This window comes from Pseudomonas sp. OST1909 (assembly GCF_015277575.1).
In the GTDB taxonomy this organism is placed as follows: domain Bacteria; phylum Pseudomonadota; class Gammaproteobacteria; order Pseudomonadales; family Pseudomonadaceae; genus Aquipseudomonas; species Aquipseudomonas synxantha_A.
Map to the genome: position 1 here is coordinate 483,760 of NZ_CP063780.1, position 19,962 is coordinate 503,721.

The 19,962-nt window shown below is 60.5% G+C and carries 17 protein-coding genes; 5 read left to right on the forward strand and 12 right to left on the reverse strand.

From position 1 onward, the window contains the following. Positions 1-13 precede the first annotated feature (13 nt). A complete protein-coding gene (locus IH404_RS02125) occupies positions 14-2,203 on the forward strand; it encodes a glycoside hydrolase (protein ID WP_194439788.1) in 2,190 nt (729 codons plus the stop codon). 109 nt (positions 2,204-2,312) lie between these two features. Here the strand turns inward: IH404_RS02125 and IH404_RS02130 are convergent, their stop codons facing one another. Continuing rightward, the gene (locus IH404_RS02130; protein ID WP_005783774.1) at positions 2,313-2,939 is read right to left on the reverse strand and encodes a class I SAM-dependent methyltransferase; all 627 of its coding nucleotides are present in this window, start codon (positions 2,937-2,939) and stop codon (positions 2,313-2,315) included. A 179-nt stretch (positions 2,940-3,118) separates the two neighbouring features. Between IH404_RS02130 and IH404_RS02135 the strand changes: the two genes are divergently transcribed. Continuing rightward, a complete protein-coding gene (locus IH404_RS02135) occupies positions 3,119-4,222 on the forward strand; it encodes a hypothetical protein (RefSeq protein ID WP_194439790.1) in 1,104 nt (367 codons plus the stop codon). 2 nt (positions 4,223-4,224) lie between these two features. On the opposite strand, the gene IH404_RS02140 is transcribed toward IH404_RS02135, so the two are convergent. The 11 genes from IH404_RS02140 to IH404_RS02190 all read right to left on the reverse strand — a co-directional run bounded on the left by IH404_RS02140 (position 4,225) and on the right by IH404_RS02190 (position 15,427). After that, complete coding sequence (locus tag IH404_RS02140; protein ID WP_003187635.1) at positions 4,225-4,869, reverse strand: methionine ABC transporter permease; 645 nt, start codon at positions 4,867-4,869, stop codon at positions 4,225-4,227. After that, positions 4,859-5,974, reverse strand: coding sequence for an ATP-binding cassette domain-containing protein (locus IH404_RS02145; protein ID WP_194439793.1), 1,116 nt, complete (start codon positions 5,972-5,974; stop codon positions 4,859-4,861). Before IH404_RS02145 ends, IH404_RS02140 begins: the two co-directional genes overlap by 11 nt. Continuing rightward, positions 5,971-6,786 carry a MetQ/NlpA family ABC transporter substrate-binding protein gene (locus tag IH404_RS02150; RefSeq protein ID WP_194439795.1) on the reverse strand — a complete coding sequence of 272 codons (816 nt, stop codon included), beginning with the start codon at positions 6,784-6,786 and terminating at the stop codon, positions 5,971-5,973. Before IH404_RS02150 ends, IH404_RS02145 begins: the two co-directional genes overlap by 4 nt. An 83-nt stretch (positions 6,787-6,869) precedes the next feature. Then, positions 6,870-8,222 (reverse strand): LLM class flavin-dependent oxidoreductase, encoded by a 1,353-nt coding sequence (locus IH404_RS02155; protein ID WP_005783782.1) that lies wholly within the window; start codon positions 8,220-8,222, stop codon positions 6,870-6,872. Continuing rightward, positions 8,222-9,415 (reverse strand): SfnB family sulfur acquisition oxidoreductase, encoded by a 1,194-nt coding sequence (locus tag IH404_RS02160; protein WP_005783783.1) that lies wholly within the window; start codon positions 9,413-9,415, stop codon positions 8,222-8,224. Before IH404_RS02160 ends, IH404_RS02155 begins: the two co-directional genes overlap by 1 nt. A 40-nt stretch (positions 9,416-9,455) precedes the next feature. Further along, positions 9,456-10,697, reverse strand: a complete 1,242-nt coding sequence (locus IH404_RS02165; protein ID WP_032803216.1) for an SfnB family sulfur acquisition oxidoreductase — start codon at positions 10,695-10,697, stop codon at positions 9,456-9,458. Positions 10,698-10,884: 187 nt separating this feature from the next. Beyond that, positions 10,885-11,679, reverse strand: a complete 795-nt coding sequence (locus IH404_RS02170) for a hypothetical protein (RefSeq protein WP_122734761.1) — start codon at positions 11,677-11,679, stop codon at positions 10,885-10,887. A 370-nt stretch (positions 11,680-12,049) separates the two neighbouring features. Then, the gene (gene tcyN, locus IH404_RS02175) at positions 12,050-12,796 is read right to left on the reverse strand and encodes an L-cystine ABC transporter ATP-binding protein TcyN (protein WP_005783788.1); all 747 of its coding nucleotides are present in this window, start codon (positions 12,794-12,796) and stop codon (positions 12,050-12,052) included. 3 nt (positions 12,797-12,799) lie between these two features. After that, positions 12,800-13,465 (reverse strand): cystine ABC transporter permease, encoded by a 666-nt coding sequence (gene tcyL, locus IH404_RS02180; RefSeq protein WP_003187646.1) that lies wholly within the window; start codon positions 13,463-13,465, stop codon positions 12,800-12,802. After that, on the reverse strand, positions 13,465-14,259 hold the full coding sequence (gene tcyJ, locus IH404_RS02185; protein ID WP_194439797.1) for a cystine ABC transporter substrate-binding protein: 795 nt from the start codon (positions 14,257-14,259) through the stop codon (positions 13,465-13,467). The genes tcyL and tcyJ overlap by 1 nt, the downstream gene beginning before the upstream one ends. Before the next feature lie 172 nt (positions 14,260-14,431). Then, the gene (locus IH404_RS02190) at positions 14,432-15,427 is read right to left on the reverse strand and encodes a D-cysteine desulfhydrase (protein ID WP_078820029.1); all 996 of its coding nucleotides are present in this window, start codon (positions 15,425-15,427) and stop codon (positions 14,432-14,434) included. A gap of 167 nt (positions 15,428-15,594) precedes the next feature. Between IH404_RS02190 and epsC the strand changes: the two genes are divergently transcribed. From epsC to mgrA, 3 genes are all read left to right on the forward strand, one after another. After that, complete coding sequence (gene epsC, locus IH404_RS02195; protein WP_005783794.1) at positions 15,595-16,521, forward strand: serine O-acetyltransferase EpsC; 927 nt, start codon at positions 15,595-15,597, stop codon at positions 16,519-16,521. Positions 16,522-16,829: 308 nt separating this feature from the next. After that, positions 16,830-18,791, forward strand: a complete 1,962-nt coding sequence (betT, locus tag IH404_RS02200) for a choline transporter BetT (protein ID WP_164366000.1) — start codon at positions 16,830-16,832, stop codon at positions 18,789-18,791. 126 nt (positions 18,792-18,917) lie between these two features. After that, positions 18,918-19,955: an L-glyceraldehyde 3-phosphate reductase gene (gene mgrA / locus IH404_RS02205; protein WP_194439799.1), complete on the forward strand. Its 1,038-nt coding sequence runs from the start codon at positions 18,918-18,920 to the stop codon at positions 19,953-19,955. The last annotated feature ends 7 nt before the right edge of the window (positions 19,956-19,962 follow it).

Below are 19,962 nucleotides of genomic sequence, written 5' to 3' on the forward strand. Positions count from 1 at the left end.
CAGGTCGATTCCCATGCAGTGCCTGCGCCTCATCTTTGTGCTCTGTGCGCTTGTTCTTGCGCCCTCAGTCTTTGCCTCCACCGTGCTGGAAAACGCCCTGTGGCGCGTTGACCTCGACCCTGCAACCCTGGCGCTGCGTGTCACGCCAGCGGGGGAGGCCCCGGTACAAGCCTCCAGCGGTGTCGCCGTGCACGCTGTCAGTGCGTTGCAAGCTGATGCCGCACAGGTCTCCTGGCAATGGGACAGCGGCGCCTACCGCCTGACGGCCCGGCTTGAACAGCGCGAACTGTCCCTGTCTATCAGTGCCCGCGAGCCGGGTGAATTGGCCCTGCTGCGCCAGCCGGCCGCGGCCATGGGCCAGGCGCTGATCTGGCCGTTGGCTGAAGGGCATTATGTGCCCTTTGATAACCCCGTGTGGAAGGCGTTCCTGTTTGAGCACGGCGAAGTCAATACCACCCAGGACCTGAGCTTGCCCTTGTGGGGCCTGGATCACGGGCGCTTCACGCTTAACTGGCTGCTGACCAACCCCTACAACAATCGCCTTGAATGGCAAGCGGACGGCCAGGGCCTGGCGCTGTCAGCGGTCCATGAATTCACCACCCTTGCCCCCGATGCGCCGATGACGCTACGCCTGTACCTGGGCGATGCCGACCCATTGGCCGGCGCCAAGCGTTATCGCCAATGGTTGGTGGAGCAGGGCCTTTACGAGCCGCTGGCGGACAAGCTGCGGCAAACCCCTGAGGCGGTAAAATTGCTCGGCGCCAGTCACGTTTACCTCTGGGGCAACGGCTTGCTGACGCTGGATGATGTCCGTGATTGGCCAACGTTGATCAAACGGCTGCGCACCCATGAGCTTGGCAGGCTGCTGGACAAAGAGTCTGCGAAGGTGCTCGCACAGACAACCGCATTGAATCGTTATGAGCAAGCCGTGCTGCTGCGTGGTCTCAATGCGGCCATCAATCAGAAGGCCCGGCAAGCCTGGCAAGTGGAAGAGCCTGACATGAGTCGCCTTGCCACTCGCTACGGCGAGTTGCGTAGCGAGCTGGCCGTGGATTTTGCCTCAGCCTTGAGTGATCGCCCCGAAACCTGGGGGCATTCGACTATCCAAGCCTTGCGTGACGCGGGGCTCTCGCGTCTGCTGTTGACCCTGGGTGATGGCTGGGAAGGCGGGCTCTGGCATCCCGAAAAGATTCGCGCAGGCTTGGATGCCGGGTACCTGATGGCGCCTTACGATTCGTATGAAACGGCGCTGTCGGCCGGCGAAAATCCGGATTGGGCCACCGCCCACCTGGGCGGCAAGGCGTACCGCGACTGCGCAATCATATTGAAGAACGGCCAGCCGAAAACCGGCTTCCAGCAATCCGGCCACTACACTGACCCGCGCTGTGTGCGACCGTTGCTGGAAGCACGGGTAAAAGCGGTGCAGGCCGCAGCCGGTTTCAATGCCTGGTTCCTCGATGCGTACGCCACCAGCATGGTCTTTGACAGCTACCGCGACGGCGCCTCCATGAGTCAGGTGCAGAATGCCCAGGGCAATATCGACGCCTCGCGCTGGCTCAACACTTCGCTAAAACTGCCCGCAGGCTCCGAAGACGGCAACGCCATCACCGCTCAAGGCATCATGTTTGCCCATGGTATGCAAACTCCGGTGATCGGCTGGGGTGACCGGGAAATGACCCGCGACCGGCAGTCGTCCTATTACGTCGGCAACTGGTACCCGGCGGAGCAGCCGTCGGTGTTCTTCAAGCCTGTGCCGTTGAAAGCGTCGCTGCGCACGGTGTATTTCGACCCGACGATGCGGCTGCCGTTGTATCAGGCGGTGTTCCATGGCTCGGTGATTACCACTCATCACTGGCTGTTCGACAACCTCAAGCTGAGCAATGTACGGGCTGAAAATGAACTGGCCCAACTGCTCTACAACGTACCGCCGCTGTATCACCTGAGCGCGGCGACACTCAAGGACAGGCTGCCGGTGATTCAGCGCCAGGACCGGTTCTTTCGGCCACTGCATCAACGGTTGGGGACTCAGGCAATGACTGAGTTTCGCTGGCTGACAGCGGACAAACTGTTGCAGCAAACCACCTTCGCCGATGGGACGCGGTTGGTGGCGAATTTTTCGGACGCGCAGAAAGATGGGTATGCCGGGCGCAGTGTGACGGCGCTGGTGGAGGGGGAGGAGCCGGAGGTGTATCAGGTGAAATAACGCTGCCCGTTACGGCGCCATCGCGGGCAAGCCCGGCTCCCACAGTGAAATGCATTCCGAATGTGGGAGCTGGCTTGCCTTCGATGAGGTCGGTACAGGCAATGCGGCACTAAATTTTACGCCACACACTCGCCAACCAAGGCTGCTGTTCCCGCGGCAACCCGGCCGGCCGGTAGTAGTGCTCCAGCTCTTCAAATCCGGCCTCGGTCAGCAAGCCCCGCCACGCCTCCAGGTCGTGATAAGAGCCATACCGCGGCCCATTCCAACCCTCCTGGTTCTCACCCCGTGGGTTGGAGCTGAACAGCACGCCTCCAGGCTTCAACGTGCCATGCAGCTGCTTGAGAACCCGCGGCAATTCCTGCTTGGGAATATGAAACAGCACCGCATTGGCAAACACGCCATCGAAGCGCTCGGGTGGCAGGTCCAGCTTGAGAAAATCCTGTTGCAACACCTCACAGCCGCTGTCGTCCCGCGCCATCTGCGCAAACCGCTCGGAGCCATCCAGCCCCACGGCTATATGCCCCATGCGCGTAAAAGTCTGCAAATCCCGCCCCGGCCCACAGCCGAAATCCAGCACGGTAAACGGCGCGGGGCCCTGGATATGCCGCAGCAGCGCGTCGATGTTCTGGCTCACATCGTGATCGCGTGTGCCTTCACGAAAGTCTTCGGCCACCTTGTTGTAATGGCCCAGGGTGGTGGAGGTGATCTGGTTGAGGTCGTCGGGGGCGAGTTTCATGGCGTGGCGCACTGCTGCGGTTGAGGTCGTTGGACTATACCCCAGGACGCGTCCGATGCAGTTGAAAGACGTTTGCCTGCTGTAGGACGGTTCGCGGTGTTTGTGCTGTCAGCATCTGACATACCGCACGGCAGGATTCTGGTTAACATCGGGCTTTACTTGAAGAGGCTTGTACATCCATGGAACCGGAAAAACGTCCAACCACTGGTGAAAAAACCACTCGTAACAAAGTCGACCAATACGCCACGAAACTCAGCAGCGGCCTGTTCTGGCTCAATGAACGCGCCTGGCCGCTGACGGTGGGGATCCTGTCGGTGGCAGGCTTGTATTTGTACCAGTACATCCAGGTGGAAAAGGTACCCCTGAGCATTCTGTCGGCCGCCGCATTCACTGCGCTGCCGGCGATGTTCGCCATGCTGGTGTTTGTGATCGGCATGATGGGCGCGTCGATCCTGGTGCCCACGTTAATCTTGTTCACGCGGCTGAACGGCACGGGTGTGCGCCTGAGTGATCAGCTCAATCTCAGCCCGGCATCGCCGCAGGTGACGGCGCAACATCGCCGTTTGTTGCTGCACTGGGCCGCCAGTCTGGTCGTCATGGGTATCTTTTGGATGTCCGCTGTTTACCTGTCCGTGAATGCCCAGAGCGGGCCTCTACTGACCATCAGCTGGATAGTGGCGGTCGTGCTGGCGGTTGTGGTCTACGTTGGCATCATCCTTCGTGCCCGTCCCGCCCATATTGCACTGCGTGACCTGTCCGGCGAATTCTGGCTGGCCAGTGTCGGTGCAGGTGCCGTTCAAATGCTGGTAATCCTCATGGTGACGGTGCCGGTCTCCCGGGCCTTTCGCGAGTATTCCGACAGTGCGGTGCTTTTTGCGCCGTTCATGTTTGCCGAACTGGTGGTGCTGTTCCTGGTCCAGGGATGTGCCGCTTGTCTTGTGGTGTGCATGAGGGATCATAAAAACCCGGTGGCATTCGCCTCAATGGCGGCCTTTGCGCTCATCGTCTTCCTCGGGCTGATCCCGGCAAGCGGGTCGAAGCTGGGTGGGTTGCCATTGCAAGGCTCCGCCTCCGGAGGGCGCGTGTGTACGCTGATGACCTGGTCGGACGACGCCAAGGTTCTTCGCGTGCTGGTAGACGCCGACAACCCGCAGCGCAGCGTGAAACTGCGGGTAATGGCAGACTCGGACGGCAGCTACATCGTGCGCCCCTGGCAGGCCAAGGAAAAAACCGTCAGCTTCGTGCCCCATGCCAGCGTCGCGCAGTTGGACGAATGCCCGTGAGTTCAGCGTTTGTTCAATACCCGCGCCAAGCGATCCCCACTCAGTTGAATTACCGCCACCAGCACCACCAACAACACAATCACCGTCAGCATGATCTGGGTGTCAAAGCGCTGATAGCCATAGCGGTAGGCAATGTCGCCCAGGCCACCGGCGCCAATCGCCCCGGCCATGGCCGATGAGTTGATCATGGTGACCAGCGTGATGGTGAACCCGCCGACGATCCCCGGCAGGGCTTCCGGCAGCAGCACATGCCAGATGATGTGCCAGCGGCGGCAACCCATGGCCTGCGCGGCTTCGATCAGGCCATGATCGACCTCGCGCAGGCTGACTTCAGCGATGCGTGCAAAGAACGGTGTGGCGGCGATGGTCAGCGGCACCACGGCCGCCCATACGCCATAGGTGGTGCCGACAATCAGCCGAGTAAACGGGATCAACGCCACCATCAGGATCAGGAACGGAATGGAGCGGAACAAATTCACAAACGCCCCCAGCACGCGGTTAAGCGCCGGCGCCTGGTAGATACCGCCCTTGTCGCTGGTGACCAGGAACACCGCCAGCGGAATGCCCACCAGTAATGCAATCAGCGACGACACACCGACCATCAACAAGGTGTCGATAGCGCCCTGTACTAAACGATCAAACCACATAGCCCAGCACCTCCACCCGTTGTGCCCAATTGCCGGCGCGGTTACGCAGCTCTTCGGCATTGTGCGGCGAGCCATTCACCGCCAGCAGTAATTGCCCCAAAGCGTGCCCCTGGATACGTTCCACACCGCCTTGCAGCAAACGCACGCGGCCGCCGAGGGCGCTGAACAGTGCGGCCAGGTCCGGCTCATCGGTATCGCTGCCGGTGAACTGCAAGCGCAGCACCAGCGCCGCATCAGCCGAGGTTTGTGTCGGTTGCAGGCGGTTTTGCAATTCGGGCGGCAGGCCGTGTTGCAGCGGTGCGAGCAGGGTTTTGCTGACCTCATGCTGCGGGTTGCCGAACACTTGCCACACCGGGCCTTGCTCGACGATGCGCCCGTGTTCCAGCATCACCACGCGGTCGCAGATTTCGCGGATCACCGCCATCTCATGGGTGATCAATACGATGGTCAGGCCCAGGTGTTGGTTGATCTCACGCAGCAGGCCGAGGATCGACTGGGTGGTCTCCGGATCGAGGGCCGAGGTGGCCTCGTCGCACAGCAGAATCTCGGGGTCGTGCACCAGCGCGCGGGCGATGCCGACGCGCTGTTTCTGCCCTCCGGAAAGCTGCGCCGGATACGCCTTGTGTTTGTCTTGCAGACCTACCAGCTCCAGCAGTTCATGCACCTTACGCACGCGTTGTGCCTGGGTCACGCCGGCGACCTTGAGAGGCAGTTCGACGTTCTGCCACACGGTCTTGGCCGACATCAGGTTGAAGTGCTGGAAGATCATGCCGATGCGCCGGCGCAGCGCTACCAGGTGGTCTTCATCGAAGCCGCCGATATCCACCTGATCGATCAGCACGCGCCCGCTGCTGGGTTGTTCCAGGCGGTTGATGGTGCGGATCAGCGACGACTTGCCGGCGCCGCTGCGGCCGATGATGCCGAACACTTCGCCACGCTGGATCGCCAGGTCGATGCCTTGCAGGGCGTGCACGGTGCCGTCATAGGTTTTGCCCAGGTTGATAAAACGCACGTGGGCGCGATTGAGGTCCGGGTGCAGTTCAGTCTGCTCGGCGTCCCTGGGTGCATGGTCCAGGCCGCTAAGTTGGGCGTTGGCGGCGGTCATTTTTTATCTTCCCAACCCACTTGATAGAGCTTGCCCAGGGATTTATCCAATGCGGCACGTACCACCGGCGAGTGCTGGTAGATGTCGACGAACTTGATCACTCGTGGGTCGGTCTTGCTCTTGGGCTGAATCACGAACTGAATCACGTACTCCGGGTGGTCGAGGCCATCGAACAGCAGCGCCGATTGCGCATCGAAGGTCTTGGACAGGCGGATATACGCCGGGTAGCCCTGCACCAGGTCGGCGTCGTCGTAGGCGCGTACCAGTTGCACGGCTTCCACCTGCAGGATCTTGAGCTTTTTGGGGTTGCTGACGATGTCTTCTTCGGTGGCCTTGTAGCCCACGCCCGGCTTGAGGGTAATCAACCCGGCCTTGGCCAGCAGTTGCAGGCCGCGCCCGCTGTTGATCGGGTCGTTGGCAATGGCCACGCTGGCGCCTTCGGGCAGGTCGTTGAAGCTTTTGTATTGCTTCGAATACAGGCCGACGTTGTTGATGATGCCCGGTGCGTAAGACACCAGGTCAAACCCGGCGGCGGCCTTGGCGTTTTCCAGGAAGGGAATGTGCTGGAAGTAGTTCACGTCGATATCGCCGGCGGCGAGGCTGACGTTGGGGGCGATCCAGTCGCTGAACTCGACCAGTTCGACTTTCAGGCCCTGTTTGCCGGCCTCTTCAACGGCCGCTTCCAGCGCAATGGCGAAGGCGGCGGTGGTGCCGATTTTCAGTGGTGGGTCGGCGGCGAAGACCGCTGTGCTGAATAAGCCGAAGGCCAGGGCCAGTGCTTTGACTGGGTAGGTGAGCAGGGTCTTTTTCATCATCAATTTCCAGTCATAAGGTATAGGCACAAACAATGGAGATCCAATGTGGGAGGGAGCAAGCCCCCCTCCCACATTCCTGATCAGTGTCGGTAGCTGGAGCCGGTGTGTTGTTCGGGTAAGCGAGCGGTGCCGCGGAAAACTTTTTCCCGCAACGTGCCCTGCTCATAGGCGGTCTTGTACGACCCACGTCGTTGTAGTTCCGGTATCACCAGGTCAATGAAATCCACATAGCTCTCCGGCGTCACAATGCGCGTCAGGTTGAAACCATCCAGCCCGGTTTCGCTGATCCAGGATTCCAATTCGTCGGCAACCTGTTCAGGCGAGCCCACCAGGGTGATATAGCGTCCGCCCAGGGCGTGCTGTTCGAGCAATTTGCGCCGGGTCCAGTCGTTGTTTTGCAGGTTCTTGGTGGCCGACTGGATCGCGTTGCTCTTCACGTACTGGATCGGTTCGTCCAGTTCGTAGGCAGAAAAATCAATCGCCGTGGACGCCGAAAAGTGCGCCACGCCGGCTTCCGCACTGGCATAGCTCAGGTACTCGGCGTGCTTGGCCCATGCAAGCTCCTCGGTGGCGCCCACGATCACGTTGAGGCCCATGAACACCTTGATGTCATCCGGGTTGCGCCCAGCCTCCACTGCGCTGGCGCGTACCTTGTCCACCTGTAGCCTGGTCGCGGCCTTGTTCTGCCCGCTGATGAACACGCACTCGGCGTGGCGCCCGGCGAACAGCAGCCCGCGCTCGGAACTGCCGGCCTGGAACAGCACTGGCGTACGCTGCGGCGATGGCTCGCACAGGTGATAACCCTCTACCTGATAAAACTCACCGTGGTGCTCCACCTTGTGCACTTTGCCCGGTTGCGCATACACACGAGTTTGCGGGTCGTTGAGCACCGCGTCGTCTTCCCAGCTGCCTTCCCAGAGTTTGTACAACACCTCCAGGTATTCATCGGCCTGGTCGTAGCGCCGGTCATGTTCGACCTGTTCGGTGAGGCCCATGGCTTTGGCGGCGCTGTCGAGATAGCCGGTGACGATGTTCCAGCCGACGCGGCCACGGCTCAGGTGATCGAGCGTGGACATGCGCCGGGCGAACAGATAGGGCGGCTCGTAGGTCAGGTTGGCGGTAAGGCCGAAGCCAAGGTGCCGGGTGACGGCGGCCATGGCCGAGACCAGCAGCAACGGGTCGTTGACCGGTAGTTGGATGGACTCCTTGAGCGGCACGTCAATCGAGTTCTGGTACACGTCATAGACGCCGACGATATCGGCGATAAACAAACCATCGAACAACCCGCGCTCAAGAATCTGCGCCAGTTCGGTCCAGTATTCGAGGCTCTTGTACTCGGTCGAGTTGTCCCGTGGGTGAGTCCACAAACCGTGGTTGATATGCCCGATGCAGTTCATGTTGAAGGCATTGAGCAGGATCTTTTTCTTGCTCATCAGATGGTCCCCCGCAGCGGCGGGTTTTCATCGTTGAGGTAATAGTTGCCTACCGCATGGTATTTCCAGCGCACCGGATCATGCAGGGTGTGCACCCGGGCGTTGCGCCAATGGCGGTCCAGGCCATGCTCGGCCAAAGTCGCCTGGCTGCCGGCCAGTTCGAACAAGGTGCTGCCCGCCGCGAGGGAAATCTCGGTGCTCAGGGCGCGCACTTCGGCCACGGCGATGGACGCGGCGGCGACGGTCTGGGCATTGCTGTCGGCCTGGGCGCGGTCGAGGAATTCGCCGGAGCGCTCCAGCAACGCCTCGGCGGCGTGCAAGCGAATGCTCAGGTGGCCGAAGCTCTTTAGAGTCAGCGGGTCTTCGGTGGCCTTGTCGTTGCCGGAATCGATCCACGGGCGGGTCTTGGTGCGCACAAAATGCAACGCATCTTCAAAGGCTGCGCGGGCGATGCCGGTGTCGATGGCGGCGTGAAGGATCTGCGCCAAAGGCCCCACGGTGGTCGGGCGTTCGAAGGCGCTCTGGAATGGGATCACGTCCTGCGCTGCGACCCACACGTTATCGAACACCACCGAGCCGCTGCCGGTGGTGCGCTGGCCGAAGCCGCTCCAGTCGTCGATGACCGTCAGGCCCTCGCTGTCACGGGGTACGAACGCCAGTTGCTGGATGCCGTTTTCATCCACCACCGAGGTGGGAATGCGTTGGGCATAGATCGCGCCGGTGGCGTAGAACTTGCGCCCGTTGATGCGAAAACCGTCGCCGTCGCGGGTGAGGCTGGTCACGCGGTCATGGGCGGTCTTGGTGCCCAGTTCCGCCAACGCGTTACCAAAGCGCTGGCCGGCCAGCACCTCGGCGTACAGGCGCTTTTGCTGCTCGGGGTTGCCGTTTACGCGCAGCACTTCAAGGGCATAAAAATGATTTTGCGGGATCTGACCCAAGGAGCCATCGGCCTGGGAAATCAGTGCAATCACCTTGGCCAGGGTGACGTTGGACACGCCCGCGCCACCGAATGCCTTAGGCACCGTGATACCCCACAGGCCGGAGCGCGAAAACACGTCCAGCTCGGGCCACGGCAGGCGGCGTTCGCGGTCGCGCTGGGCGCTGTCGCGGCGCAAATCTTCAGCGAGGTCGCTGGCGACAATAAGGGCTTGCTCATCGCTGGTGATAACCGCGACGTGGTGAGAAAGGGTCATGAGTTTCTCCAGAAGCTCGTGGAAAAAGTGTTCTGGTCGGTTAAATCCAGGAATGACGAGCAGGTAAGGTGCCGTTCAGTCGATAGGCGCCGATGGCGTGATACTTCCAGCGCACCGGATCGTGCAGGGTATGCACCCGCGCGTTGCGCCAGTGACGGTCAAGGTTGAATTCGGCGAGGGTGGCGCGGCTGCCGGCCAGTTCGAAGAGCTTTTCGGTGACCTGCAATGCCACTTCGGTGGTGAGCACCTTGGCCTCGGCCACGGCAATCGAGGCGCGCGCGGCGGACTGCGCGGTGATCGGTGCCGCGCTGACCTGGTCCAGTACCTGACCGGCCTTGCGCAACAGTGCCTCGGCAGCGTGCAGTTCGATCTTCAACTTGCCGATATCGGCGATCACATACAGGTCATCGCTGGCCCGCTCGACCTTGGCGTCGATCCAGGGGCGTGAACGCTCGCGTACAAAGGCGATAGTGTCGTCGAGGGCGCCACGGGCGATGCCGGCGTCAATGGCTGCCTGGATCAGTTGCGACACGGCACCCTGGATATTCGGGCTTTCGCCCAGGCGCCAGTTGTCGATGACCAACTCCGGGTCTACCGCCACCCGGTCAAGCAGCACGGTGCCGCTGGCGGTGGTGCGTTGGCCAAAACCGGACCAGTCATCGACGATGCGCAACCCCTCGCTGCCGCGCCGCACAAAGGCCATGACTTGCTTGCCGTCATCGTTCAACGCCTTTATCGCGACCCAGTGGGCAAACAATGCGCCGGTGGAGTAGAACTTCTGGCCGCTGACCACGAACCCATCGCCTTCGGCCGTGAGGCGTGCCTTGAGTTCCAGCGTGTTTTTGGTACCGCGTTCCGGGCCGCCGTTGCCGATGCGCCACCCGTCGAGCACGCTTTGGAACAGCTGCTTTTTCTGGCGCTCGGTCGCGGTGCCCTGCAACACGTGCAGGATGCCGAAATGGTTCTGCGGGATCTGCCCGAGGGCCGGGTCGGCTGCGCTGATGATCGCGAAGACTTCGGCCAGGGTCACAAACGACACCTGTGGGCCGCCGTATTCGCGGGGAATGGAAATACTGCCCAGGCCGCTGCGGGTGAATTGTTCGAGTTGCGCCCACGGCAGTTTGCGCTGCTGGTCGCGCGTAGCGGCCTGCAGGCGCGCAGCCTGGGCCAGCTCATGAGCCGCACTCAGTGCCTGGGCGTCGTTGCGCAGCACCGTGGCGGGCAACAACAGGGGGGCTACGTCCAGATCACTCTGGGGGGGTGTTAGAGCCAAGTTAGACATCAGCGCCGCTCCTTGGCTGCACGCAATGCCCTGGCGTTATGCACCGGGGTAATTCTGACCATACCGACCTCGCATTCAATGAAATAAAAACAGAAAAATCAGGAATGTCCGGTGGTCCGGTGCATATACCCTAAGCGTGTTAATTCTTTAAATAAACTAACTTTTAGGAATATGCATAGAAGGGCTGTCACCCCGGTTCACAGGGTGAGCCGAAGCGACGCGGTTGATAGCCCGGCGCGGGCGAGGCAGGCGGGGTTGGCAAGACTGGCGTGCAGGCGGCGATACGTAGCGTGCGGGCCGGTGCCCAGCGTGAATTATTGCCAACGCGATCGAGAATGCAGTACGTGACTTCCAATCGGCAGTCGTCGCCCGCTTCGACAATGATCTGGGACGGTACCCACACCTGCACTGCCAGGCCAACGTTTTTGGCCTGGATTTTCGGCAGGTCCAGGCGCACATCACCCCAGCGCAGGGTGATGGCATCCCCGGCACTCATGTTCAAGTAAGGTTCGATCGTCAGCGGAATGCCGCGCCGAACCTGGTTGGTGTTGACGCCATAGCGGCGGATCGTCTCGGGCAAGCCCACGGGGGCGAGATTCTGGTTTTCATCACTTTCGTGGTTGAGGCATGGCGCAGGCTGGCCTCCGGGGTAGTTGGTCTTGACCCGCACCAGGGCGACGGCCGAGCGCATCGGGCCATGGCCGATTTGCAGGACCTGGTAGTGGACGCGTGCCGGCCCGTCCTGCACGAAGCTTTCCGGTACCCACAGATGAGTGAAGGTGCCGATCTTGCACGCCGTCACCTTGCGCGAGGCGGCAAAGCAGTTGTTCCAGAACAGTTCGATCAGGTCGCCTTCCTCCATGCCCGAGTAGGGGGATATGTCGACCTGCAGATGGGTAGAGGCCAGGGCGCTGATGCCGTTTCCTACCGCCTGGGGCAGCTTCGGGGCAGGCAGCATGGCCAGGGTTTGAGTGTGTGTCATAAGTAATCTCCTTGTTGCAGCCAGCAGTCATCGTTCCGAACCTTCGGCGCATAGGCACAGGGCGATTCGAAAGGAACGATTCAGTCAGTAGCCGGGATGGGATCCAATCCTCAAGGCGCTAGATAAGAGGGTTGGCCGGGGAGCGTCAATGGAGGCAAAGGGCTAAACGGCGGGTTTGAGGATATTCAGAAGGGTCTGACGGGGAGGGGGATTTTAAGGGAGGTACGGCGGGGTATTTTATGCGCTGAAATGGTAACCCGTTGTAGGAGCGAGCTTGCTCGCGAAGAACGTAAACGGTAACGCGGTGATTCAGATCGACCGAGTTGCCTGGGCGTTTTTCGCGAGCAAGCTCGCTCCTGTGGAGGGTGGGTCAGTGGGCGAGGAATTTGCTCAGAAACTGCCGGGTGCGTTCTTCCCTGGGGTTGGCGAACAACGCTTTGGCTTCACCCTGTTCAACGATCACGCCCTTGTCGAAAAAGATCACCCGGTTGGCCACGTCCCGCGCAAAGCTCATTTCGTGGGTCACGATGACCATGGTGCGGTTTTCTTCGGCCAGGCTGCGAATGGTCGCCAGCACTTCGCCCACCAGTTCCGGGTCGAGAGCCGAGGTGGGTTCGTCGAACAGAATCACCTCCGGCTCCATGGCCAACGCACGGGCAATCGCCACACGCTGTTGCTGGCCGCCGGACAGCCGCCTCGGGTAGGACGCCTCCTTGCCCGCCAGGCCGACCCTGGCCAACAGCTTGCGCCCCAGTTCGGTGGCCGCTTCCCGTGGCATCTTCTTGACCACAATCGGGCCTTCGATGACGTTTTCCAGCGCAGTGCGGTGGGGGAACAGGTTGAAGTTCTGGAACACAAAGCCCACGTGCTGGCGCAGACGCCGCACCAGCCCCTGTTGCTGGTTGAGCGGCTTGCTGCCGTCGATCTGGATATCCCCCACCTTGATGCGGCCGCTGGTGGGTTCTTCGAGAAAATTCAGGCAGCGCAGGAAGGTGGTCTTGCCGGAACCGCTGGGGCCGATGATGGCGACCACTTCGCCTTCCTTGACCTCAAGGTCGATGCCGTCAAGCACCACTTGACCGTTGAATTGTTTGGTCAGTTTTTCAACCACGATCATGCTTCAGGACTCCAGGTCATGCCGGTTGACCCGGTCTTCCAGACGATTCTGCAGATGCGCCAGGATGCTCGCCAGGATCCAGTAGATCAGGGCTGCGGACAGATACATGGTGAAAATTTCGAAGGTACGCGCCGATACCAGTTGGGCCTGACGGAACAGCTCGGGCACCTGGATGGTGGCGGCCAGCGCGGTGTCCTTGACCAGCGAAATGAAGCTGTTGCCCAGGGGCGGCAATGCCGTGCGCATCGCTTGCGGCAGAATGGCCCGGCGCAGGGTTTGCGCACGGGTCATGCCAATACTGGCGGCGGCTTCCCACTGGCCACGCTCGATGGAGGCGATGGCGGCCCGCAGGATTTCACACGCATAAGCGGCCATGTTCAGCGAAAAACCGATCATGGCCGCCGGGATCGGATCCAGCTCGATGCCCACTTGCGGCAAGCCGTAGTAGATCAGGAACAGCTGCACCAGCAACGGCGTACCGCGAAAGAACGATACGTAGACCCGGGCCGTCCAGCTCAGCAACTTGAAGCGCGACAGGCGCATCAAGGCCAGGCCGAAGCCCAGCAGCAAGCCGAAAAACATCCCGCCCAGGCTAAGGATTACCGTGTAGTACGCGCCCTTGAGCAGAAAGGGCGCGGAGTCCAGCGCGAGTTGAAAACCTGCTTCCATTATTGAGTGACGTCAGCGTTGAAGTACTTCTCGGACAGCTTCTTCAAGGTGCCGTCGGCGCGCAGTTTGTCGAGGGCCGTGTTGACCGCGTCGAGCAATTCAGGCTCGCCTTTGCGCAGGGCGATACCGGCTTCCTGACGGGAGAAGGCGTCGCCGGCAGCGGCAGTGTCGGGGGCTTTCTTGGCGTATTCGAGGGCGGCCAGGCGGTCGATCAGGATCGCGTCGATACGGCCGATGCGCAGGTCCTGGAACTTGGTTGGGTCGTCGTTGTAGGTCTTGATAATGGCTTTGGGTTGATTGTCCTTGAGCCATTGTTCGTAGTTGGTGCCCAGGCCCACGCCGACTTTTTTACCGGCCAGGTCGTCGGCATTCGTGATCGAGTCGACGTTCTTTTTCAGCACCAGTGCTTGGATGCCGGACACGGTGTAGGGCTTGGAGAAATCGTACTTTTTCTTACGTTCTTCAGAGATGGTCACCTGGTTGACCACGGCGTCCAGGCGCTTGGATTCCAGCGCGGCGAGAATGCCGTCCCACGGAGTAGCTTGCAGCTTGACCTTGACGCCCAGCTCCTTGGCCAGTGCTTCGGACAGTTCCACTTCGAAACCGCTGAGCTTGCCGCTTTCGTCGACGAAGCTGAACGGTGGGTAGGTGCCTTCCAGACCGATCTTGATCTCGCCGGCCTTCTTGATGGTGTTCAACTGCTCGCCGGCAACCGCCAGGCCCAGCCAACCGGCGCCAAGCGCCAGGCCCAAAGTGCTGACCAGCAGCGTGCGACGCAATACAGAAATAGTCATGAAGAGCCCCTGTGTTTTTATGGTGAGCGAAGCAGGTGACGCAGTAGTCGTATCCTGCCTTAAAGCGCGAAGCGCGTCTTCGCCTTCGGCGCGATGATAAAGCGGGTTTTTAAGACTTGAAAATAATAAAAAAACAATTTCATATTTCTTTTAAGAATATATGGGTATTCAATCAATTGAATACTGAGTCATAGGCAAACAATGCCGGCGCCCCACCGGTATGCAGGAAAATGATCGGCCCCTCTTCAAACCGCTGGCGCCCGATGCCGTCCAGCAAACCGGCCATGGCCTTGCCGGTATAGACCGGGTCCAGCAGCAGACCTTCCTGGCTGGCCAAAAGTTTGATCGCGGAAAGGGTGCCGGCATTCGGTTCGCCATAACGGGGGCCGAAATACTCGTCCCACAGGATCACTTTAAAGGCGTCGGGAATAGCCACTCCAAGCAACTCGGCAGTGCGTTCTGCCAGGCTTTGCACTTTGGGCAACTGCGCTTGCTCGGTGCGCGACACGGTGATGCCGATCACCGGCAACTGCGGCAGTACTTCGCTCAAGGCCAGGGCCAGGCCGCTGTGCGTGCCGGCACTGCCTGAGGCGAGCACCACGGCGGCAAACTCAATCCCGCTGTCTTCAATCTGCGCGGCCAGTTCCAGCCCTGCGCGCACGTAACCCAAAGCGCCGAGTGCATTGGAGCCGCCGATAGGCACCAGGTAGGGTTTCTTGCCATTGCTGCGCAGGCGGTCGGCGAGGGCGGCGAGTTGGGCATCGGCGTTGTCGAGGTTTTCCACCAGCTCCACTTTGGCGTCAAACAACTCCAGCAGCAGGCGGTTGCCATTGGCCAGGTAGTTGGCGTCTTCGGTGCCAGTAGGGTTTTCCAGCAGAGCAACGCAGCCCAGGCCGAGTTTGGCGGCCAGTGCGGCGGTCTGGCGGACGTGGTTGGACTGGATCGCGCCGGCGGTGACCAAGGTGTCGGCGCCCTGGGCAATGGCGTCGGCCGCCAGGTATTCGAGTTTGCGCAGCTTGTTGCCACCCATGGCCAGGGGCGTGGTGTCGTCGCGCTTGACGTAAATGTCCCTGCCCAGCCAGGCCGACAGCCGTTCAAGTTTTTCCAGAGCGGTGGCACCGCCCAGTAGTTCCAGACGGTTAAAGCGCTCGAGCTGTTGTTTGATCATGGCTACGCACGGTGACTGAATGATGGGGAGGACTATAGGCAGGCACTTTTCATCGGGCAACCGTCAATCGCTTATGAACAATAGTTCTTACGACCACACCATTGGTTCTTAAGAGCTGCCAGGGTGCATACCGTAAAGTGATGGCCATTTCGTCAGGAGTGAATACCGTGAGTGAGCGTTCCAGTCATTGGCAATTGCAGACCATCGTCAGCCAGCTGCGCGGCGCGCGGGACCAGTGGCGAACGCGCAATGGTCGCTTGAGCGGCGAGCACGGTGGCCGTGAATTGCCGTCCCGCGAGGCGGTGGCGCAGATCCTCGAAGCCTTGTGCGGTGCGCTATTCCCCATGCGCCTGGGCCCGGTGGACCTGCGTGAAGAAAGCGAAGACTTCTACGTGGGGCATACCCTCGACGTAGCGCTCAACGCCTTGCTCGCCCAGGCGCGCCTGGAGTTGCGCTACGCCGCACGCCAGGGCGGCGAAGATGACAGCGGTGTGGATGCCCATGCCATTCGGCTGATCCAGGATTTTGCGCTGGCATTGCCAGCCCTGCGCAGCCTCTTGGATACCGACGTACTGGCCGCCTACCACGGCGACCCGGCTGCACGCAGTGTGGATGAAGTGCTGCTGTGCTACCCGGGCATCCTGGCGGTGATCCACCATCGCCTGGCCCACCACCTGTACCGCGCAGGCTTGCCGCTGTTGGCGCGCATCAGTGCGGAAATCGCCCACTCGGCCACTGGCATCGATATCCACCCCGGCGCGCAGATCGGCCCGAGTTTCTTCATCGACCACGGGACTGGCGTAGTGATTGGCGAGACGGCGATCATCGGCGAGCGCGTGCGTATCTACCAGGCGGTGACACTGGGCGCCAAGCGCTTCCCAGCCGATGAGGACGGGCAGTTGCAAAAAGGCCATCCGCGGCACCCCATTGTTGAGAATGATGTGGTGATCTACGCCGGGGCGACGATTTTGGGGCGGATCACCATCGGCCAGGGTTCGACCATTGGCGGCAATGTGTGGCTGACCCGCAGCGTGCCGGCGGGGGCGAATATCACCCAGGCGAACTTGCAGCATGACGATGGGGCGCAAAAGTAATACCTGAGCCAGCTCCCACATTTCGTATGTATTTCAACGTGGGGTCGCTGAACGATTTGCCTTCTTCATCCGTCATACCAATCCTTGAGCTAGTGTAGGAATCATCTACCACTCAGCCCTGCGATTAGTCCCAGACCGCCTATTCATGTTTAACTTGAACGTTCGTTCAAGTTAAACCCGGTGGTTCGCTGCCCGCTCACAACAGGAGGCTTACCTTTGCTGAGTCCGTTATTTACAGCCATATCCCGCAACCTTGAGGTGCATCGTTCATGAGTGCATCGTCCACCCCTTCCAGCGGCATGGTGCGCATGAATGCGCCCGTTTTCTACTTTGCCGCCACCTTCATCCTGCTGTTTGGCATCACGGTCATCGCTATCCCGCAACAGGCCGGAGCCTGGCTGCTGGCGGCGCAAAACTGGGCGGCCAATACGGTCGGCTGGTACTACATGCTGGCGATGACCCTGTATCTGGTCTTCGTGGTGGTCACCGCGCTATCGGGCTACGGCAAGATAAAACTCGGTGCCGACCACGACGAGCCCGAATTCAGCTACCTGTCATGGGCCGGCATGTTGTTCGCCGCCGGAATCAGCATCACGCTGTTCTTCTTCTGCGTCTCGGAGCCGTTGACGCACCTGGTGCAGCCGCCCCAGGGCGAAGCGATGAACGCCGATGCAGCGCGCCAGGCCATGCAGGTGCTGTTCCTGCACTGGGGCCTGCATGGCTGGGGTGTGTTCGCGTTCGTGGGCATGGCCCTGGCGTATTTCGCCTACCGGCATAACCTGCCGCTGGCATTGCGTTCGGCGCTGTACCCGCTGATCGGCAAGCGCATCAATGGCCCTATCGGTTATGCGGTGGATGGCTTCGGTATCATCGCGACGGTGTTCGGCCTTGGCGCTGACATGGGTTTTGGCGTGTTGCACCTCAATTCCGGCCTGGACTACCTGTTTGGCATTGCTCACACCCAGTGGATCCAGGTGGGCCTGATCACGTTGATGATGGGCGCGGCGATCATTGTTGCGGTAGCCGGCGTCGACAAAGGCGTACGGGTGATGTCCGACATCAACATGCTGCTGGCCTGTGCGCTGTTGCTGTTTGTGTTATTCGCCGGGCCTACCCAGCACTTGCTCAACACCTTGATCCAGAACATCGGTGACTACCTGGGCGCGCTGCCGACCAAGAGTTTCGATGTGTACGCCTACGACAAGCCAAGCGACTGGCTGGGCGGCTGGACAGTGTTCTACTGGGCCTGGTGGATCGCATGGTCGCCGTTTGTAGGTCTGTTTATTGCGCGTATCTCCCGTGGCCGCACCATCCGCGAATTCGTGTTTGGCGTGCTGTTGATTCCGCTGGGCTTTACCCTGGCGTGGATGTCGATCTTCGGTAACAGTGCCATCGACCAAGTGCTCAACCATGGCATGGCTGCGCTGGGCCAGTCGGCCATCGATGACCCGTCGATGAGCCTCTACCTCCTGCTGGAAACCTACCCGTGGAGCAAGACGGTGATTGCGGTCACGGTGTTTATCAGCTTTGTGTTCTTTGTGACCTCGGCGGACTCAGGCACAGTGGTGCTGTCCACTTTGTCATCCAAAGGCGGCAACGCTGATGAAGACGGGCCGAAGTGGCTGCGGGTGTTCTGGGGTGCGATGACAGCGCTGGTGACCAGTGCCCTGCTGTTCGCCGGCAGTATCGACTCGCTCAAATCAGCGGTGGTGCTGACCTCGCTGCCGTTCTCGCTGATTCTGCTGCTGATGATGTGGGGGCTGCACAAGGCGTTTTACCTGGAGTCGCAAAAGCAGATCGCGCAATTGCATTCCCTGGCGCCAATATCGGCTTCACGCAAAGGCCGTGGCGGCTGGCGCCAGCGCTTGAGCCAGGCCGTGCATTTCCCGTCACGTGATGAGGTGTATCGCTTCCTGGAATCGACGGTGCGCCCGGCGATCGAAGAAGTGACGGCGGTGTTTGTCGAGAAGGGCCTGAATGTAGTCACTCAGCCGGACCCGTCCAACGACAGCGTCAGCCTGGAAATCGGCCATGGCGAGGAGCACCCGTTCATCTACCAGGTGCAGATGCGCGGCTATTTCACGCCGTCGTTTGCCCGCGGTGGCATGGGTTCCAAAGAGATCAACAACCGCCGTTACTATCGTGCGGAGGTGCACTTGAGTGAGGGTAGCCAGGACTATGACCTGGTGGGCTATACCAAGGAGCAGATCATCAACGACATCCTCGACCAGTACGAGCGCCATCTGCAGTTCCTGCATTTGGTGCGCTGATACCGTTCCTCTCAAGTAGGTCTTTGCTGTAAAAGGAAGAGGCAGACTTAAGCGATTCAGCGGGTTAAAAGGCTTGGGAATAACCTTATTCCCGAGCCTTTCAACCCTCAGTCCAGAGAGGATTCGATGACGTACATTGCTGCCGAAAACCGCTATGAATCTATTCCCTATCGCCGCGTAGGCCGCAGTGGGTTGGTGCTGCCGGCACTGTCCCTGGGGCTGTGGCACAACTTTGGCGACAGCACCCCGATCGACACCCAGCGCGCTTTGCTGCGCACGGCGTTCGACCTGGGTATCAATCACTTCGACCTGGCCAACAACTACGGCCCGCCCTATGGCAGCGCCGAGATCAACTTCGGTCGGTTGCTGCGTGAAGACTTCAAGCACTACCGCGACGAATTGATCATTTCCAGCAAAGCCGGTTGGGACATGTGGCCCGGCCCCTACGGCCAGGGCGGTGGCTCGCGCAAATACATCCTGGCGAGCCTGGACCAGAGCCTGCAACGCCTGGGCGTCGACTACGTGGATATTTTCTACTCCCACCGTTTTGACCCCGACACGCCCCTGGAAGAAACCGCCAGCGCCCTCGCCACTGCCGTGCAACAAGGCAAGGCGTTGTACATCGGTATCTCGTCCTATTCCGGGGTGAAAACCCGCGAAATCGCAGCCTTGCTCAAAGATTGGAAAGTGCCGCTGTTGATTCACCAACCGGCTTACAACCTGCTCAACCGCTGGGTGGAAAAGGACCTGCTCGACACCACCGAAGAACTTGGCGCTGGGGTGATCGCCTTCACGCCGCTGGCCCAGGGTTTGCTCACCGACAAGTACCTCAATGGCATACCGGCCGATGCACGGGTCAATCGTCCGGGTGGTGGTTCGTTGCAGGCCCAACACCTGTCCGAAGCCAACATCGCTCATGTGCGCGGCCTGAATGAAATCGCCCAGCGTCGCGGCCAGAGCCTGGCGCAATTAGCGCTGGCCTGGACCCTGCGTGATCCACGGGTCACCAGTGCGCTGATCGGTGCGAGCCGGCCGGAGCAGATTATCGAGAACGTTGGGGCGTTGAAGAACTTGAGCTTCAGCGCTGAAGAACTGGCGCAGATTGATCGGTTTGCGCAGGAGGGTGGGATCAACTTGTGGGAAAAGCCATCCACTGCTGAATAACTGACAC

What these genes read in the sequence shown, in the direction of transcription:
- IH404_RS02125 (WP_194439788.1), top strand. Translation starts at nt 14, where the DNA reads ATGCAGTGCCTGCGCCTCATCTTTGTGCTCTGTGCGCTTGTTCTTGCG.
- IH404_RS02130 (WP_005783774.1), bottom strand. Translation starts at nt 2,939, where the DNA reads ATGAAACTCGCCCCCGACGACCTCAACCAGATCACCTCCACCACCCTG.
- IH404_RS02135 (WP_194439790.1), top strand. Translation starts at nt 3,119, where the DNA reads ATGGAACCGGAAAAACGTCCAACCACTGGTGAAAAAACCACTCGTAAC.
- IH404_RS02140 (WP_003187635.1), bottom strand. Translation starts at nt 4,869, where the DNA reads ATGTGGTTTGATCGTTTAGTACAGGGCGCTATCGACACCTTGTTGATG.
- IH404_RS02145 (WP_194439793.1), bottom strand. Translation starts at nt 5,974, where the DNA reads ATGACCGCCGCCAACGCCCAACTTAGCGGCCTGGACCATGCACCCAGG.
- IH404_RS02150 (WP_194439795.1), bottom strand. Translation starts at nt 6,786, where the DNA reads ATGAAAAAGACCCTGCTCACCTACCCAGTCAAAGCACTGGCCCTGGCC.
- IH404_RS02155 (WP_005783782.1), bottom strand. Translation starts at nt 8,222, where the DNA reads ATGAGCAAGAAAAAGATCCTGCTCAATGCCTTCAACATGAACTGCATC.
- IH404_RS02160 (WP_005783783.1), bottom strand. Translation starts at nt 9,415, where the DNA reads ATGACCCTTTCTCACCACGTCGCGGTTATCACCAGCGATGAGCAAGCC.
- IH404_RS02165 (WP_032803216.1), bottom strand. Translation starts at nt 10,697, where the DNA reads ATGTCTAACTTGGCTCTAACACCCCCCCAGAGTGATCTGGACGTAGCC.
- IH404_RS02170 (WP_122734761.1), bottom strand. Translation starts at nt 11,679, where the DNA reads ATGACACACACTCAAACCCTGGCCATGCTGCCTGCCCCGAAGCTGCCC.
- tcyN (WP_005783788.1), bottom strand. Translation starts at nt 12,796, where the DNA reads ATGATCGTGGTTGAAAAACTGACCAAACAATTCAACGGTCAAGTGGTG.
- tcyL (WP_003187646.1), bottom strand. Translation starts at nt 13,465, where the DNA reads ATGGAAGCAGGTTTTCAACTCGCGCTGGACTCCGCGCCCTTTCTGCTC.
- tcyJ (WP_194439797.1), bottom strand. Translation starts at nt 14,259, where the DNA reads ATGACTATTTCTGTATTGCGTCGCACGCTGCTGGTCAGCACTTTGGGC.
- IH404_RS02190 (WP_078820029.1), bottom strand. Translation starts at nt 15,427, where the DNA reads ATGATCAAACAACAGCTCGAGCGCTTTAACCGTCTGGAACTACTGGGC.
- betT (WP_164366000.1), top strand. Translation starts at nt 16,830, where the DNA reads ATGAATGCGCCCGTTTTCTACTTTGCCGCCACCTTCATCCTGCTGTTT.
- mgrA (WP_194439799.1), top strand. Translation starts at nt 18,918, where the DNA reads ATGACGTACATTGCTGCCGAAAACCGCTATGAATCTATTCCCTATCGC.